The organism is Pseudomonas sp. B6(2017) (assembly GCF_002112765.1).
Lineage (GTDB): Bacteria > Pseudomonadota > Gammaproteobacteria > Pseudomonadales > Pseudomonadaceae > Aquipseudomonas > Aquipseudomonas piscis.
In genome coordinates this window covers 332,913-348,656 of record NZ_NEIQ01000003.1, presented here as the reverse complement: position 1 = coordinate 348,656, position 15,744 = coordinate 332,913, and the positions used below count along the sequence as shown (strand labels likewise).

15 protein-coding genes and 1 pseudogene are annotated in these 15,744 nt (G+C 64.2%); 5 read left to right on the top strand and 11 right to left on the bottom strand.

Annotated elements, in window-relative coordinates; genetic code table 11:
- The first annotated feature begins 163 nt into the window (after positions 1–163).
- The 5 genes from CAG11_RS07135 to CAG11_RS07115 all read left to right on the top strand — a co-directional run bounded on the left by CAG11_RS07135 (position 164) and on the right by CAG11_RS07115 (position 7,432).
- On the top strand, positions 164–2,017 hold the full coding sequence (locus tag CAG11_RS07135) for a glucan biosynthesis protein G (RefSeq protein ID WP_031320099.1): 1,854 nt from the start codon (positions 164–166) through the stop codon (positions 2,015–2,017).
- On the top strand, positions 2,010–4,580 hold the full coding sequence (gene mdoH / locus CAG11_RS07130; protein ID WP_085595680.1) for a glucans biosynthesis glucosyltransferase MdoH: 2,571 nt from the start codon (positions 2,010–2,012) through the stop codon (positions 4,578–4,580). Before CAG11_RS07135 ends, mdoH begins: the two co-directional genes overlap by 8 nt.
- A gap of 230 nt (positions 4,581–4,810) precedes the next feature.
- Positions 4,811–5,608, top strand: coding sequence for a transporter substrate-binding domain-containing protein (locus tag CAG11_RS07125; protein WP_022639542.1), 798 nt, complete (start codon positions 4,811–4,813; stop codon positions 5,606–5,608).
- 137 nt (positions 5,609–5,745) lie between these two features.
- Positions 5,746–6,705 carry an amino acid ABC transporter permease gene (locus tag CAG11_RS07120; RefSeq protein WP_085595781.1) on the top strand — a complete coding sequence of 320 codons (960 nt, stop codon included), beginning with the start codon at positions 5,746–5,748 and terminating at the stop codon, positions 6,703–6,705.
- Positions 6,698–7,432, top strand: a complete 735-nt coding sequence (locus CAG11_RS07115) for an amino acid ABC transporter ATP-binding protein (RefSeq protein ID WP_053132503.1) — start codon at positions 6,698–6,700, stop codon at positions 7,430–7,432. Before CAG11_RS07120 ends, CAG11_RS07115 begins: the two co-directional genes overlap by 8 nt.
- Before the next feature lie 79 nt (positions 7,433–7,511).
- Here the strand turns inward: CAG11_RS07115 and CAG11_RS34485 are convergent, their stop codons facing one another.
- The 11 genes and pseudogenes from CAG11_RS34485 to ubiE form a co-directional block, all read right to left on the bottom strand.
- Positions 7,512–8,225 carry a methyl-accepting chemotaxis protein gene (locus CAG11_RS34485; protein WP_371263450.1) on the bottom strand — a complete coding sequence of 238 codons (714 nt, stop codon included), beginning with the start codon at positions 8,223–8,225 and terminating at the stop codon, positions 7,512–7,514.
- Between the two features lie 141 nt (positions 8,226–8,366).
- A pseudogene (locus tag CAG11_RS34480) lies at positions 8,367–9,428 on the bottom strand (methyl-accepting chemotaxis protein); the annotation flags it as partial.
- Between the two features lie 126 nt (positions 9,429–9,554).
- Complete coding sequence (locus CAG11_RS07105) at positions 9,555–10,262, bottom strand: 16S rRNA (uracil(1498)-N(3))-methyltransferase (RefSeq protein ID WP_085595676.1); 708 nt, start codon at positions 10,260–10,262, stop codon at positions 9,555–9,557.
- Positions 10,259–11,053 carry a twin-arginine translocase subunit TatC gene (gene tatC / locus CAG11_RS07100; protein ID WP_022639546.1) on the bottom strand — a complete coding sequence of 265 codons (795 nt, stop codon included), beginning with the start codon at positions 11,051–11,053 and terminating at the stop codon, positions 10,259–10,261. Before tatC ends, CAG11_RS07105 begins: the two co-directional genes overlap by 4 nt.
- Positions 11,050–11,481: a Sec-independent protein translocase protein TatB gene (gene tatB, locus CAG11_RS07095; protein ID WP_085595674.1), complete on the bottom strand. Its 432-nt coding sequence runs from the start codon at positions 11,479–11,481 to the stop codon at positions 11,050–11,052. Before tatB ends, tatC begins: the two co-directional genes overlap by 4 nt.
- A gap of 10 nt (positions 11,482–11,491) precedes the next feature.
- Positions 11,492–11,773: a twin-arginine translocase TatA/TatE family subunit gene (locus CAG11_RS07090; protein ID WP_085595672.1), complete on the bottom strand. Its 282-nt coding sequence runs from the start codon at positions 11,771–11,773 to the stop codon at positions 11,492–11,494.
- Between the two features lie 25 nt (positions 11,774–11,798).
- Positions 11,799–12,131: a phosphoribosyl-ATP diphosphatase gene (locus CAG11_RS07085; RefSeq protein ID WP_022639549.1), complete on the bottom strand. Its 333-nt coding sequence runs from the start codon at positions 12,129–12,131 to the stop codon at positions 11,799–11,801.
- 1 nt (position 12,132) lies between these two features.
- Positions 12,133–12,525: a phosphoribosyl-AMP cyclohydrolase gene (gene hisI / locus CAG11_RS07080; protein ID WP_022639550.1), complete on the bottom strand. Its 393-nt coding sequence runs from the start codon at positions 12,523–12,525 to the stop codon at positions 12,133–12,135.
- Positions 12,526–12,605: 80 nt separating this feature from the next.
- A complete protein-coding gene (gene ubiB, locus CAG11_RS07075; RefSeq protein WP_053132493.1) occupies positions 12,606–14,210 on the bottom strand; it encodes a ubiquinone biosynthesis regulatory protein kinase UbiB in 1,605 nt (534 codons plus the stop codon).
- Positions 14,207–14,830, bottom strand: coding sequence for an SCP2 domain-containing protein (locus CAG11_RS07070; protein WP_085595670.1), 624 nt, complete (start codon positions 14,828–14,830; stop codon positions 14,207–14,209). The genes ubiB and CAG11_RS07070 overlap by 4 nt, the downstream gene beginning before the upstream one ends.
- Positions 14,830–15,600, bottom strand: coding sequence for a bifunctional demethylmenaquinone methyltransferase/2-methoxy-6-polyprenyl-1,4-benzoquinol methylase UbiE (gene ubiE, locus CAG11_RS07065; RefSeq protein ID WP_022639552.1), 771 nt, complete (start codon positions 15,598–15,600; stop codon positions 14,830–14,832). Before ubiE ends, CAG11_RS07070 begins: the two co-directional genes overlap by 1 nt.
- Between the last annotated feature and the right edge of the window lie 144 nt (positions 15,601–15,744).

Here is a 15,744-nt window from a genome sequence, read left to right as displayed (position 1 = left end):
TACGGGGATCAGCGTTCGTTGGTCCATTTTGACTTAAGTAGAGACTTGTCCACGGCCGTTTGGGGAATCATTTAGCCCCATCGGAGTCGGAACAATGCTCGCCAACCTGGCATGTAGATAGCTGGCCGTTGGTTTTTTGATCTGTTTTCGGCGAGGGTTGCTCGTGATTGTTAGTCCCTGTAATGCACCAAACTTGTTTGCCAAAAGGTTACGAAACGTACTGGTGACGGGCTCTGCGCTGGTCTGCCTGCTTGGCGCCGGTCCACTCATGGCATTCAACCTGGATGACGTATCGACCAAAGCCAAGGACCTGGCCGGGCAGAAGTACGAGGCTCCGCGCAGTAACCTGCCAGCCGAGTTCCGCGACATGAAGTTCGCGGATTACCAGAAAATCCGCTTCCTCACCGAAAAAGCCGAATGGGCCGACCAGAAGACCCCGTTCAAGCTGTCGTTCTACCACCAGGGCATGCACTTCGACACGCCGGTGAAGATCAACGAGATCAGCGCCAACAGCGTTTCCGAGATCAAGTACGATCCCAGCCGTTTCGACTTCGGTGACGTGACGTTCGATCCAAAAGCCACCGAGAAGCTGGGTTATGCCGGTTTCCGCGTGCTGTACCCGATCAACAAGGCCGACAAGCAAGACGAGATCATGACCATGCTGGGCGCGAGCTATTTCCGCGTCGTCGGCAAGGGCCACGTCTATGGCCTGTCCGCCCGTGGCCTGGCGATCGATACCGCCTTGCCGTCCGGTGAAGAATTCCCGCGCTTCAGCGAGTTCTGGATCCAGCAACCCAAGCCTACCGACAAGCACCTGGTGATCTACGCCCTGCTGGATTCGCCACGGGCCACCGGCGCTTATCGCCTGACCCTGCGGCCGGGCGCCGACACCATCGTCGACGTCAAGGCCCGGGTGTTCCTGCGTGACAAGGTGGGCAAGCTGGGCCTGGCTCCGCTGACCAGCATGTACCTGTTCGGCGCCAACCAGCCGTCGAAGGTCCTCAACTATCGTCGCGAGCTGCACGACTCCAGCGGCCTGTCGATCCATGCCGGCAACGGCGAGTGGATCTGGCGTCCGCTGAACAACCCGAAGCACCTGGCCGTGAGCAACTTCTCGGTTGAGAACCCGCGCGGTTTCGGCCTGCTGCAGCGTGGCCGCGACTTCAGCCACTACGAAGACCTCGACGACCGCTACGACAAGCGCCCAAGCGCCTGGATCGAGCCGAAGGGCGACTGGGGCAAGGGCACCGTCGACTTGGTGGAAATCCCGACTGCGGACGAAACCAATGACAACATCGTGGCCTTCTGGAACCCGGAGAAGCAGCCAGAGCCTGGCCAGCCGCTGGATTTCGCCTACCGCCTGCACTGGACCATGGACGAAGCTTCCCTGCATTCTCCTGACAGCGCCTGGGTCGAGCAGACCCTGCGTTCCACTGGTGACGTCAAGCAGTCCAACCTGATTCGCCAGCCCGATGGCAGCGTTGCCTACCTGGTGGATTTCGAAGGTCCGTCCCTGGCGGCCCTGCCTGGGAGCGCCGAAGTGCGTAGCCAGGTCAGCGTCGGCGACAACGCCGAGCTGGTGGAAAACAATGTTCGCTACAACCCGGAAACCAAAGGCTGGCGCCTGACCCTGCGCTTGAAGGTCAAGGACCCGAGCAAGGCCACCGAGCTGCGTGCCGCCCTGGTGCGCGACATCCCGGCAGCCGAGCCGGCCAAGGCCTCGACTCCGAACTCCAGCTCCTCCGTGGCCAAGGCCGACAAGGTCGCCGCCAAGCAACAGGAGAAGAAAGAGAAGGAAGCCGCTGCCGCGGCGGCCAAACAAGCTGAAGCCAAGCAGCCTGAAGCCAAGCCGGCCAAGGACGCCAAGCATGCCAAGGACAAGGACGCCAAGGACAAGGATCCTAAAGACGCCAAGCAGCCTGCTGCTGCCGAAGCGGCCCCTGCCACACCGGAACCGGCCAAGACCGAGCAAGTCCTGACCGAGACCTGGAGCTACCAGTTGCCTGCCGATGAGTAACTCTCAACTACAGCCAGAGTCGCTTGCCGAGTACCTGGCCCACCTGCCCATGTCGGACCAGCAGCGCGCGGAGCTCGCGAGCTGCCAGTCCTTCAGCGAGCTGCACCAGCGCCTGTCGTCCAAGGCCTTCGATGAGTCCGCCGATGCCGCCCAGGCCTCGGTGGGCGAGCGCCTGACCCTCAGCACCGCGGCCGAGCTGAACGATGCCGAAATGCTCGCCGTCGATGCCGAGGGGCGTATCTGCCTCAAGGCCGCGCCGCCGATCCGTCGTACCCGGGTAGTGCCCGAGCCATGGCGCACCAATATCCTGGTGCGTGGCTGGCGGCGCCTGACCGGGCGCACCAACCCGCCGGCACCGCCGAAGGACGAACGAGTGCTGCCGGCTGCCCGCTGGCGCACCGTCGGTTCGATCCGCCGCTACATCCTGCTGGTGCTGATGCTTGGCCAGACCATCGTCGCCGGCTGGTACATGAAAGGCATCATGCCGTACCAGGGCTGGGCCTTCGTCGACCTGGAAGAAGTGGCGCACCAGCCGCTGATGCAGACCGCGCAGCAGGTCCTGCCCTACGCACTGCAGACCAGCATCCTGATCCTGTTCGGCATCCTGTTCTGCTGGGTCTCGGCAGGTTTCTGGACCGCGCTGATGGGCTTCCTGGAACTGCTGACCGGTCGCGACAAGTACCGCATCTCCGGCGCTAGCGCCGGCAACGAGCCGATCGCCGAGAACGCGCGCACCGCACTGGTGATGCCGATCTGCAACGAAGACGTGCCCCGGGTATTCGCCGGCCTGCGCGCCACCTTCGAGTCGGTGGCGGCCACCGGTGACCTGGATCGTTTCGACTTCTTCGTCCTCAGCGACAGCAACGACAGCGATATCTGCGTGGCCGAGCAACAAGCCTGGCTGGATGTCTGCCGCGAGACCAAGGGTTTCGGCAAGATCTTCTACCGTCGCCGTCGCCGCCGAGTGAAGCGCAAGAGCGGCAACCTCGACGACTTCTGCCGTCGCTGGGGCGGCGACTACAAGTACATGGTGGTACTGGACGCCGACAGCGTGATGAGCGGCGAATGCCTGACCAGCCTGGTACGCCTGATGGAAGCCACGCCGGACGCGGGGATCATCCAGACCGCGCCCAAGGCCTCGGGCATGGACACCCTGTATGCGCGCATGCAGCAGTTCGCCACTCGCGTCTATGGTCCGCTGTTCACTGCCGGCCTGCACTTCTGGCAGTTGGGTGAGTCCCACTACTGGGGCCATAACGCGATCATCCGCATGAAGCCGTTCATCGAGCACTGCGCCCTGGCGCCGTTGCCGGGCAAGGGCGCGTTCGCCGGTGCGATCCTCTCCCACGACTTCGTCGAAGCCGCGTTGATGCGCCGTGCCGGCTGGGGCGTGTGGATCGCCTACGACCTGCCGGGCAGCTATGAAGAGCTGCCGCCGAACCTGCTGGACGAGCTCAAGCGCGACCGCCGCTGGTGCCACGGCAACCTGATGAACTTCCGCCTGTTCCTGGTCAAGGGCATGCACCCGGTGCACCGCGCGGTGTTCCTCACCGGGGTTATGTCGTACTTGTCGGCGCCGTTGTGGTTCTTCTTCCTGGTGCTGTCCACGGCCCTGCTGGCGGTCAACACGCTGATGGAGCCGCAGTACTTCCTCGAGCCGCGGCAGCTGTATCCGCTGTGGCCGCAGTGGCATCCGGACAAGGCCATCGCGCTGTTCTCCACCACCATCGTGCTGTTGTTCCTGCCCAAGCTGCTCAGCATCATTTTGATCTGGGCCAAGGGCGCCAAGGAGTTCGGCGGCAAGTTCAAGGTGACCCTGTCGATGCTCCTGGAGATGCTGTTCTCCATGCTGCTGGCGCCGGTGCGGATGATCTTCCACACCCGCTTCGTGCTGGCCGCGTTCCTCGGCTGGGCGGCGACCTGGAACTCGCCACAGCGTGACGACGACTCCACCCCCTGGAGCGAGGCGGTGCGCCGCCATGGCCCGCAGACCCTGCTGGGCTTCTGCTGGGCGCTGCTGGTGATCTGGCTGAACCCCAGCTTCCTCTGGTGGCTGGTGCCGATCGTCGGTTCGCTGATGCTGTCGATCCCGGTGTCGGTGATCTCCAGCCGCGTCGGCCTGGGCCTGAAGTCCCGTGACGAGAACCTGTTCCTGATCCCCGAGGAATATGCACCGCCCCAGGCGTTGCTGGCCACGGACCAGTACACCCACGAGAACCGCTGGCACGCGCTCAACGACGGCTTCATCCGGGCCGTGGTGGATCCGCAGCAGAACGCCCTGGCCTGTGCCCTGGCCACTTCCCGCCATGCCCAGGCCGAGCCGATCGAGTGGCTGCGCCAGGAGCGCGTACGCCATGCCCTCAAGGTCGGTCCTGCGGCCCTGAACAACAGCGAGCGCCTGGCGCTGTTGAGCGATCCGGTGGCCCTGGGTCGCCTGCACCAGCTGGTCTGGAGCGAAGGCCACAGCCAATGGCTGGATGCCTGGCGCGAGTCGGTGATCGCCGATCCCCATGCCCCGCTGTTGCCGTTGCAGCCGCTAGCCGCGACGCCACAACCGGCGTAATGCCAACGCCCCCGGGTTCATGCCCGGGGGCGTTTTGCTTTCTGCACCCCGCTCATCCCCGGCGCTTTCGTCCGACAATAAAAACCTTGTGCAAATACCCGAGTGCGTTAGCATCGCACGCGCAAATTTCTGTGCGTGATCGACCACGACCTGGTATCCGAAGGTTCGCCAACAATGGACTGCGACGCGCAGACACCACAATAAAATGGCTTGCTTTCAGGGGACTTGAGATGAAGAAGTATTTTTCGCTGCTGCTGGCGGGGGCCGCAGCCATGCTGGCGGTCAGCACGGCCCAGGCCGGCGCCATCGACGACGCGGTCAAGCGTGGATCGCTGAAGGTGGGCATGGACCCGACCTACATGCCGTTCCAGATGACCAACAAGCGCGGCGAGATCATCGGTTTCGAAGTCGATCTGCTCAAGGCCATGGCCAAGTCCATGGGGGTCAAGCTGGAGATGGTCTCCACCGGCTACGACGGCATCATCCCGGCCCTGCTCACCGACAAGTTCGACATGATCGGCAGCGGCATGACCCTGACCCAGGAGCGCAACCTGCGCCTGAACTTCAGTGAGCCCTTCATCGTGGTCGGCCAGACCCTGCTGATCCGCAAGGACCTGGAAGGCACCATCAAGTCCTACAAGGACCTGAACAGCGCCGACTACCGCATCACCTCCAAGCTGGGCACCACCGGGGAAATGGTCGCCAAGAAGCTGATCGCCAAGGCCAAGTACCACGGTTACGACAACGAGCAGGAAGCGGTGCTGGACGTGGTCAATGGCAAGGCCGACGCCTTCATCTATGACGCTCCGTACAACGTGGTGGCGGTGAACAAGGTCGGCAACGGCAAGCTGGTATTCCTCGACAAGCCGTTCACCTACGAGCCGCTGGCCTTCGGCCTGAAGAAGGGCGACTACGACAGCATCAACTTCATCAACAACTTCCTGCACCAGATCCACGAAGACGGGACCTACGATCGGATCCACGACAAGTGGTTCAAGAGTTCCGAGTGGCTCAAGGACATGGAATAACACTCGCTCACCCAGACCGGGCTGCCCCGCTTGCGGGCAAGCCTCGTTTCTACAGGTTTGCGCAATCCATGTAGGAGCGAGGCTTGCCGGCGAAGGCGGTGTCCCTGGCGACCCAGCATTCGGAATCCGCAAACCCAATGAAACAGAACAAAGCCCAATGGCCCTGGCACGTGTTGACCGTGCTGGTGCTGGTCGGCCTGGCTGGCGCCCTGTACTACGCCACCTCGCTGATGTCCTATGAATGGCGCTGGAACCGCGTCCCGCAGTACTTCGCTTACCAGGCCGAGGAATCCCAGCGGGCGGCCGAGATTTCCACCGTCGCCGAGGTGGTGCGCAAGGGCGGCAAGGCTGAAGTCACCCTCAAGGGCGACTCCGGCAGCGAGCAGCACCTGAGCGTCGACGAAAGCAGCCTGCAGGTGGCCAGCGGCGACGACGTGGCCGAGGGCGATGTGGTCGGGGTGACCCGGCATTGGGCGGCGGGGCCGTTGTTGTGGGGCTTGTGGACCACTCTGTGGCTGTCGGTGGTGTCCGGCGTGCTGGGCTTGATGATCGGCCTGGCCACCGGCCTGTGCCGGCTGTCCAGCAACCCGACCCTGCGCGACCTGTCGACCCTCTATGTCGAACTGGTGCGCGGCACGCCGCTGCTGGTGCAGATCTTCATTTTCTACTTCTTCATCGGCACGGTGCTCAACCTGTCCCGGGAATTCGCCGGGATCGCCGCGCTGTCGCTGTTCACCGGGGCCTATGTGGCGGAAATCGTCCGTGCCGGGGTGCAGTCCATTGCCCGTGGGCAGAACGAGGCGGCTCGCTCCCTGGGCCTGAGCGCCGGCCAGTCGATGCGCCATGTGGTGCTGCCCCAGGCCTTCAAGCGAGTGTTGCCGCCGCTGGCCGGGCAGTTCATCAGCCTGGTCAAGGACACTTCGTTGGTGTCGGTGATCGCCATCACCGAGTTGCTCAAGAGCGGCCGGGAAGTCATCACCACTTCGTTTTCGCCGTTCGAGATCCTGTTCTGCGTGGCGGCCCTGTACCTGTTGATCAACCTGCCGCTGTCGAAGATGGCCAGCCGGCTTGAGCGGAGGCTCGCGCAAAGTGATTGAAGTCCGCGATCTGGTAAAAGTCTTCGATACCCGTGGTCAAGTGGTGCGCGCGGTGGATAACGTCACCACCCAGGTGGCCAAGGGTGAAGTGCTGGTGGTGATCGGGCCGTCCGGTTCCGGCAAGTCGACCTTCTTGCGTTGCCTCAATGGCCTGGAGACCTTCGACTCCGGTTCGGTGAGCATCGATGGCCTGCAACTGGCCGATCCCAAGACCGATGTGAACGCCTACCGCCGCGAGGTGGGCATGGTGTTCCAGCACTTCAACCTGTTCCCGCACATGACCGTGCTGGATAACCTCTGCCTGGCGCAGAAGGTGGTGCGCAAGCGCGGCAAGCAGGAGCGCGAGGCCAAGGCCCTGGCCTTGCTGGAGAAGGTCGGCATTGCGCAGAAGGCCCACGAGTTCCCCTCGCGATTGTCCGGCGGCCAGCAACAGCGGGTGGCGATCGCCCGGGCCCTGGCCATGGAGCCCAAGGTGATGCTGTTCGACGAGCCGACCTCGGCCCTGGACCCGGAGATGGTCGGCGAGGTGCTGGATGTAATGAAGACCCTGGCCGTGGAAGGCATGACCATGGTCTGCGTGACCCATGAAATGGGCTTTGCCCGGGAGGTGGCGGATCGGGTGCTGTTCTTCGATCACGGCAAGCTGCTGGAAGATGCCGCGCCCGAGGTGTTCTTCAGCGCCCCCCGGGACCCTCGGGCCCAGGCCTTCCTGCGCCAGGTCCTGTAGCCGGCCTTGTAATCGCTGGAAGGCCCACAGGGCCTTCCAGCGGACGATCCGCCCCGCAGGCTCCTTAACAGCCTGCGGGTCAGACCTTGAAGCGTCCCACCAGGCTTTGCAGGTGAATCCCCAGGCGCGCCAGTTCGGCGCTCGAAGAGGCGGTCTCCTCGCTGGCCGACGACGTCTGCTCGGACACGTCGCGCACATTCAAGACGCTGCGATTGATCTCTTCGGCCACCGCGCTCTGCTGCTCCGCCGCTGCGGCGATCTGCTGGTTCATCGCCTGGATCGCCGAGACGGTGCGGGTGATGTTGTCCAGCGAGCCGCCAGCCCGGCGCGTCAGCTCGACGCTGCTGTCGGTGAGATTGCGGCTGGTGTCCAGGGTACTGGCCACCTGCTGCGTGCCGTTCTGCAGGCTGACGATCAGCTCGGCGATTTCCTCGGTCGATTGCTGGGTACGCTGGGCCAGGCTACGCACTTCGTCGGCCACCACGGCGAAGCCCCGTCCTGCCTCGCCGGCCCGGGCTGCCTCGATGGCGGCGTTGAGGGCCAGCAGGTTGGTCTGCTGGGCCACCGACTTGATCACGTCCAGGACACTGCCGATCTTGTCGCTCTCTTGCTTGAGCTGGCCCATGGCTTCGGTGGAGTGACTCACCTCACTGGCCAGGCGCTCGATCTGGGCGATGGCCTCGTTGACCACCCGGTCGCCCTCGCGGGCCTGCTGGTCGGCGGCCACGGCCGCTTCGGAGGCTTCCTCGGCGTTGCGCGCCACCTCTTGCACGGTGGCGGCCATCTCGTTCATGGCCGTGGCCACCTGGTCGGTCTCGACCTTTTGGCTGTTGACCCCGGCGCTGGTCTGTTCGGTAACCGCCGATAGCTGCTCGGCGGCGCTGGCGATCTGGGTCACGCCGTCGCTGATGCCGCCGATCAACTCCCGCAGGCCCTGGGTCATGCGCTGCATGGCCTTCTGCAACTGGCCCAGCTCGTCGCGCCGGTCCACTGCCAGGTTCTGGCTCAGGTCGCCAGCGGCCACACGCTCGGCGGCTTTGAGGGTCTGTTGCAAAGGCAGGTTGATCTGCCGGGTGATGGCCCAGGCGGCGATCAGGCCGAAGACCAGGGCCAGCACCGTGGCGATCAACAGCGTGCTGCGGGCCTGGCTGGCATCGGCGTCACGCTTGTGGGTCTGTTCGACGGTCAGTTGCTTGCTCAGGTCCATCAGGCGATCGCCCTGGGCGGCCATGCGCTTGAGGGCATCGGCACTGGCCTGCTCGGCGTCGCTGAAGGCGCTGACGGCGGCACGATAGGCCTTGAGCGAGTCGCTGGCCTGCTGCAGGTTGGCGATGTGCTGCTCCGGCAGCCGGGACGGCAGGCTGGCCAGGTTGCCGAGGGCATTGTCGATGGCATCCAGGGCGGGTTGCCGGGCGTCGGCCTTGCCGCTGTAGGTGTAGCCACGCACCTGGAAGCGTGCCTGCTGGATCAGCTTGGACAGGTCGATGACGCTATTGAACTGGGCCACGCTATCGCCTTGCAGCAGCGCTTTCTCGACCTCGGCCACCCGGGCCACGGCGTTGTCCGCGGTGGCACCGAGCTGGGAGCGGGCGGTCTCGCGGCTGGCGGTGGCGCGGGTCATGTCGGTGAAGGCCTTCTGGTACTCGGCCACGGCATCCACCTGCTGGTCCACCAGGGCGATGCTTCCAGGTTGCTGCAGCTTGCCGCGGACCGCGCGCAGGCCTTCGTCGAGTTGCTTGAGCATGTCGCTGACCGCGGCGGGACCTTGCTCGCCATGGTTCATCTCGTAGCTGAGGCGGGCGATGCGCAGGTCCTTGGTCATGGCATTGAGCAAGGAGATATTGCCTAGCTTGTCGCCGCGATCGATCACCCGGGACAGGCCGTTCCAGCCGGTGGCGGTGATCAGCAGGGTCAGCAACAGCACCAGGCCGAAGCCGATGCCAAGCTTGCGGCTGACACTCACATTCCCCAAGTTTCTGGCTAGCCAACGGTACATGCTGCGAACTCCCTCTTTAGCGGTTTGGGCTTAACCATAGGCTATCGGCGGGAGCAGGGTTTTACTACAGCTGACTGGCGGGTTGCCACTACGACCGCAAAGTCCGGCTGGCCGGACCCTGGCGGTTCAGAACAGGCGGGACAACAGTGCGGTGACGGCCGTCTCGACCCGCAGGATGCGCTCGCCCAGCTGCACCGGTTGCAGGCCGGCCTTGCCCAACAGGTCGATCTCGTAGGGGATCCAGCCGCCTTCCGGGCCGATGGCCAGGGTCACTGGCTGGTCCAGGTTGCGCGGGCAGGGCGGATACGGGCCGGGGTGGCCTACCAGGCCCAGGGTGCCTTCGCTCAGGGCCGGCAGGCGGTCTTCGACGAAGGGCTTGAAGCGCTTCTCGATGACTACCTCGGGCAGGATGCTGTCGCGGGCCTGCTCCAGTCCCAGCACCAGCTGTTCGCGGATGGCCTCGGGGTCGAGGAAGGGCGTTTGCCAGAAGCTTTTTTCCACCCGGTAGCTGTTGACCAGCACCAGCCGGGGCACGCCCATGGCGGCCACGGTCTGCAGTACCCGGCGCAGCATCTTCGGCCGTGGCAGGGCCAGGACCAGGGTCAGCGGCAGCTTGGCCGGCGGCGCTTGCTCCAGGGTCACTTGCAGCTCGGCTTCGGCGGCTTCCAGGCGCAGCACCCGAGCGCTGCCCATCAAGCCGCCGATACGGCCCACCCGCAGGCTGTCGCCCACTGCCACGCGGTGCACCTCCTGCATGTGGACCAGGCGCCGGTCGCGCAGCACAACACGGTCGGCCGCGATGAAGTCGGCCTCCTCGAGCAGCAGCAGGTTCACGCTTGGGTCGCTGGCGGCTGGTCGTTGTGGTCGTCGGCCGGGGTGTCGTCCGGATGCTCGCCGCGCTTGCTGATCAGCCCGCCGAACAGGACGCCGATCTCGAACAGCAGCCACATGGGCACGGCCAGCAAGGTCTGGGAGAAGATGTCCGGCGGGGTGAGGATCATGCCCACCACGAAGCAACCGATGATCACGTAGGGACGGATCTTCTTCAGGTACTCCACGTTGACCACGCCGATCCACACCAGCAGCACCACGGCCACCGGGATCTCGAAGGCCACGCCGAAGGCGAAGAACAGGGTCATGACGAAGTCGAGGTAGCTGGTGATGTCGGTCATCATTTCCACGCCGGCCGGGGTGGCGGCGGCGAAGAACTTGAAGATCAGCGGGAACACCAGGAAATAGGCGAACGCCATGCCCACGTAGAACAGCAGGATGCTCGACACCAGCAGCGGCACGGCGATGCGCTTCTCATGCTTGTACAGGCCCGGGGCGATGAACCCCCAGATTTGGTGCAGGATCACCGGGATCGCCAGGAACAGCGAGACCATCATGGTCAGCTTCAATGGCGTGAGGAACGGCGAGGCGACGTCGGTGGCGATCATCGTCGCGCCGGCCGGCAGGTACTGGCGCAGCGGCGTGGAGACGATGGTGTAGATCTGCTGGGTGAAGGCGAACAACCCGGCGAAGATGATGAAGATCGCCGCTACGCAGCGCAGCAGGCGGGTCCGCAGCTCGGTGAGGTGCGATACCAGCGGCATGTGTTGGTCGTTCTCTGGAATATCGCTCATGGTGCTCGCGGCGGCAAAGTAGGGTCTTGGGGAGCCTCGGGTGCGGGCGTTGCCGCTGGGGTTGCAGGCTCTGCGGTCGGCGTCGCAGGTACTTCGGCCGGCGCAGCGGCTTCACCTGCAGTGGTGGCAGGCGTCGTTGCGACCTGTTCGGCTACCGGCTCCACGGGCGCAGGCTGTTGCTGGGTCGGGGCGAGGATTTTCCGCGCCTCCTGTTCCAGCGACAGGATGTGCTCGTTGTGCAACTGCCGACGGATCTCGTCGGCGCCGATCTCACGTTCAACTTCCTGTTTTATCGCGTTGAAGCTGCGCTTGAGGCGCCCGACCCAGAGGCCAGCGGTGCGCGCAGCGCCGGGCAGGCGCTCGGGGCCGAGCACCAGCAGGGCCACCAGGCCCACCAGCAGCAGTTCAGAGAAGCTGATACCAAACATTAGTCAGTGCTCACGAGTCTTTGCGGGTCGGCTCTTCGACTTTCTGCGCCTGCACATCGATGGTGTGCGGCTGGTTCAGCGGCGCGCCCTGTTGTGGCTGGGCCGGCTGGGCAGCTTGTGCGGCGGGAGGTACCACGGGTTCGGCTGGTTTCTCGTCGTCGTTCATGGCCTTGCGAAAGCCCTTGATCGATTCGCCGACATCGGTACCCAGGTTCTTGAGCTTCTTGGTGCCGAATACCAGTACCACGACCACCAGGATGACGATCCAGTGTTTCCAGTCAAAAATGCCCATGCTGCGTTTCCTCTTAGAAAATTGTTCAGGCGGACGGACGCGAGGCTTTCTCGGCGTGTCCGGACAGGCCGAAACGGCGGTCCAGCTCATCGAGCACGGCCTGGGGATGCTGCCCCAGCTGCGCGAGCATGACCAGGGTATGGAACCACAGGTCCGCGGTTTCGTAGATCACATCGCTGCAGTCGCCGCTGGCGGCGGCGTCCTTGGCGGCGATGATGGTTTCCACCGATTCTTCGCCGACTTTCTCCAGGATCTTGTTCAGGCCCTTGTGATACAGGCTGGCCACGTAGGAACTGTCGGCAGCGGCGTTCTTGCGCTCCTCCAGCACTTGGGCCAGGCGGGTGAGGGTATCGCTCATGTCAGTGTCCTGCAGAATAAATCGCGTGCGGGTCCTTGAGGACCGGTTCGACGGTTTTCCACTCGCCATCTTCATAGACGCGGTAGAAACAGCTGTGGCGGCCGGTATGGCAGGCAATGTCGCCGATCTGCTCGACCATCAGGATGATCACGTCGGCGTCGCAGTCCAGGCGCATTTCATGGAGCTTCTGCACATGCCCGGACTCTTCGCCCTTGCGCCATAGCTTGCCACGCGAACGTGACCAGTAGATGGCACGCTGCTCGGCGGCGGTCAGGCTCAGTGCTTCGCGGTTCATCCAGGCCATCATCAGTACGCGCCCGGTCTTGTGATCCTGGGCGATGGCCGGCACCAGGCCGTGCTCATCCCATTTGATCTGGTCCAGCCAATCTTTCATTTTCGACTCCGACAACCGGGCTCGACCCGCTGGTGACGCCTCGGCGATTTCGACAGTTTGCCAGCAGGCCGCGCCACTGGCTATCGGCGCACGATCAGATACAGACCCACCGCGATCATGATGCCGGCGGGCCAGTGCCCCAGTTCCTGCAGCGGGCCGCCGGCGGCCAGGATCGCGCCGCCGCCCAGGTGGGCGGTGCCGAGCAGGCGCAGGAACCAGTCGTCCTTGCGCCGCTGCCAGGGGGCCGGAGGGTCGGCGGCATGGGGTTGCGACATGCGCTCGAGCAGGTCGCGGGTCATGTTGGCCAGGTGCGGCAACTGTTCGATCTGGCTGTGGATGTTGCCCAGCACTGCCTTGGGGCTGACCCGCTCGCGCATCCAGCGTTCGAGGAAGGGTTGCGCGGTGTTCCACAGGTCCAGCTCCGGATACAGCTGGCGCCCCAGGCCCTCGATGTTGAGCAGGGTTTTCTGCAGCAGCACCAGTTGCGGCTGGACTTCCATGTTGAAGCGCCGGGCGGTCTGGAACAGGCGCATCAGTACTTGGCCGAAGGAAATGTCCTTCAACGGTTTTTCGAAGATCGGTTCGCAGACCGTACGAATCGCCGCTTCGAATTCATTGAGCTTGGTTTCCGCCGGGACCCAGCCCGAGTCGATGTGCAGTTGGGCTACACGGCGATAGTCACGCTTGAAGAAGGCGAACAGGTTGCGCGCCAGGTAGTCCTGGTCTTGCGGGGTGAGGCTGCCGACGATGCCGCAGTCGATGGCGATGTACTGCGGGCTCCAGGGCTGCACGGTGCTGACGAAGATGTTGCCCGGATGCATGTCGGCGTGGAAGAAACTGTCGCGGAACACCTGGGTGAAGAAGATCTCCACGCCACGCTCGGCGAGCATCTTCATGTCGGTGCGCTGGTCGGCCAGGGTCGCAAGGTCAGTGACCTGGATCCCGTAGATGCGCTCCATCACCAGCACCTTCGGCCGGCACCAGTCCCAGTAGACCTGGGGCACGTAGAGCAGCGGCGAGCCTTCGAAGTTGCGCTTGAGCTGGCTGGCGTTGGCCGCCTCGCGCAGCAGGTCGAGCTCGTCGTAGATGGTCTTCTCGTAGTCGCTGACCACATCCACCGGGTGCAGCAGGCGAGCGTCGGCGGAGACCTTCTCCGCAGCGCGGGCGAGGATGAACAGCCAGGCCAGGTCCTGGGCGATGACCGGCTTGAGCCCCGGGCGGATCACCTTGACCACCACTTCCTCGCCGGTCTTGAGCTTGGCAGCATGCACCTGGGCCACCGAGGCCGAGGCCAGGGGCTCGATGTCGAAGCGGCTGAACACATCGCTGATCTTCTTGCCCAGCTGCTCTTCGATCAGGGCCACGGATTTTTTCGAGTCGAACGGCGGCACCCGGTCCTGCAGCAGCATCAGTTCGTCGGCGATGTCTTCCGGCAGCAGGTCACGGCGGGTGGACAATATCTGCCCGAACTTGATGAAGATCGGTCCCAGGTCCTGCAACGCCAGGCGCAGGCGTGCGCCACGGCTCAGGTCCAGCGGCTTGCGCGGAAACCAGCGCCAGGGCAGGGCGAAGCGCAAGGCCAGGAGAAACCAGGGCAGGGGCAGGGCGAACAGCAGGTCATCGAGGCGGTAGCGGATCACGACGCGCTGGATGCGCAACAGACGGCGGACGGCAAGCAGCTTCATGCGTTATCGCTTGGGTCAGGGGATCGGGAAAGACGCTCGACACGCGCCTCTAGACGTTCCAGGTCGAGTTTGGCCTGGTCCAGTTCGCGAAAGCGCGCCTCGGCTTCATGCTGGCCCACCAGGGCCCGCGATTCTTCGGCGAGGAATTCGGCCAGGCTCTGGTTGAGGCTGGCGAATCCCTGCTGGTACCAGCCTGCGCGGCTGCGTACGTGGCCGCTGAACAGCTGGGTGGCCACCGGGCCGAGCCAGCGCGAGAGTTCGTACTCCCAGTCCAGCTCCAGGTCCTGGAGGACCGCCGCCAGGTCCAGCAGCACGCCGCTGTCGCCTTCGAGTTCCACTTGCGGGCCATGCAGGACGCCGGTCTTGTCCTTGCTCAGGGCCAGGCGCACCAGGCTCGCTGCCGGTGCGCGCAGGGTACAGTCAGGATCGGCGGCCCACTGGGAGGCCAGCATCAGGCCTTCGTCGCTGGGCAGGATGAACAGCCGCAGCGCCGGAGCCTGGCAGTCCACGGCGATCACCTTGCCGCCCAGGTGCTGCAGGCGCGGCAACGCCGTGCTGTCCAGGCGCAGCACCCGATTGATGCCGGTCTCGACGCTGGCGAGCAGGCCGCTGAACAACATCAGGGCTTGATGCCGCGGTGCAGGGCGACGATGCCTGCGGTCATGTTGTGGTAGGTCACCCGGTCGAAGCCGGCCTCGACCATCATCGACTTCAGGGTTTCCTGGTTCGGGTGCATGCGGATCGACTCGGCCAGGTAGCGATAGCTTTCCGAGTCGTTGGTGATCAGCTTGCCGGCCAGGGGCATGAAGGCGAACGAATAGGCGTCGTAGACCTTGGACATCAGCGTGTTGGTCGGCTTGGAGAACTCCAGCACCAGCAGCCGGCCACCGGGCTTGAGTACCCGCAGCATCGAGCGCAGGGCGTCTTCCTTGTGGGTCACGTTGCGCAGGCCGAAGGCGATGGTCACGCAGTCGAAATGGTTGTCCGGGAAGGGCAGTTTTTCCGCGTCGGCCTGGACGAACTCGACATTGCCGGCCACACCCAGGTCCAGCAGGCGGTCACGGCCGACCTTGAGCATGGATTCGTTGATGTCCGCCAGGACGACTTGGCCGGTAGGGCCCACAAGGTGGGAAAACCGCTTGGTCAGGTCGCCAGTGCCGCCAGCGATGTCCAGTACGCGGTTGCCTGGACGCACGCCCGACAACTCGATCGTGAAGCGCTTCCACAGGCGGTGCATGCCGCCGGACAGCACGTCGTTCATCAGGTCGTACTTGGCCGCTACCGAGTGGAACACCTCAGCGACTTTTTCCGCTTTCTGGCTCTCGGGAACGTTCTTGAAGCCGAAGTGAGTGGTGGGTTCGGCATCGCTGCCTTTGCGCTGGTCAGTCATATCGCTGTCACCAAAAGAGAATGCGGGACATTCTAATGCCGGTGACCGTCTTTGTCTTGGCAAGGCTGAATGTAAGATAGCGATCCGCCGGGACGATTTGACGCACTCAGGGTCAAGGCGTTTCTGGCGAGTCCCGAAATAGCA

Excerpts from the sequence above, each read along its gene's own strand:
- mdoH (WP_085595680.1), top strand. The coding sequence starts at position 2,010 with ATGAGTAACTCTCAACTACAGCCAGAGTCGCTTGCCGAGTACCTGGCC.
- CAG11_RS07125 (WP_022639542.1), top strand. The coding sequence starts at position 4,811 with ATGAAGAAGTATTTTTCGCTGCTGCTGGCGGGGGCCGCAGCCATGCTG.
- CAG11_RS07120 (WP_085595781.1), top strand. The coding sequence starts at position 5,746 with ATGAAACAGAACAAAGCCCAATGGCCCTGGCACGTGTTGACCGTGCTG.
- CAG11_RS34485 (WP_371263450.1), bottom strand. The coding sequence starts at position 8,225 with ATGAACGAGATGGCCGCCACCGTGCAAGAGGTGGCGCGCAACGCCGAG.
- tatC (WP_022639546.1), bottom strand. The coding sequence starts at position 11,053 with ATGAGCGATATTCCAGAGAACGACCAACACATGCCGCTGGTATCGCAC.
- tatB (WP_085595674.1), bottom strand. The coding sequence starts at position 11,481 with ATGTTTGGTATCAGCTTCTCTGAACTGCTGCTGGTGGGCCTGGTGGCC.
- CAG11_RS07090 (WP_085595672.1), bottom strand. The coding sequence starts at position 11,773 with ATGGGCATTTTTGACTGGAAACACTGGATCGTCATCCTGGTGGTCGTG.
- CAG11_RS07085 (WP_022639549.1), bottom strand. The coding sequence starts at position 12,131 with ATGAGCGATACCCTCACCCGCCTGGCCCAAGTGCTGGAGGAGCGCAAG.
- hisI (WP_022639550.1), bottom strand. The coding sequence starts at position 12,525 with ATGAAAGATTGGCTGGACCAGATCAAATGGGATGAGCACGGCCTGGTG.
- ubiB (WP_053132493.1), bottom strand. The coding sequence starts at position 14,210 with ATGAAGCTGCTTGCCGTCCGCCGTCTGTTGCGCATCCAGCGCGTCGTG.
- CAG11_RS07070 (WP_085595670.1), bottom strand. The coding sequence starts at position 14,830 with ATGTTGTTCAGCGGCCTGCTCGCCAGCGTCGAGACCGGCATCAATCGG.
- ubiE (WP_022639552.1), bottom strand. The coding sequence starts at position 15,600 with ATGACTGACCAGCGCAAAGGCAGCGATGCCGAACCCACCACTCACTTC.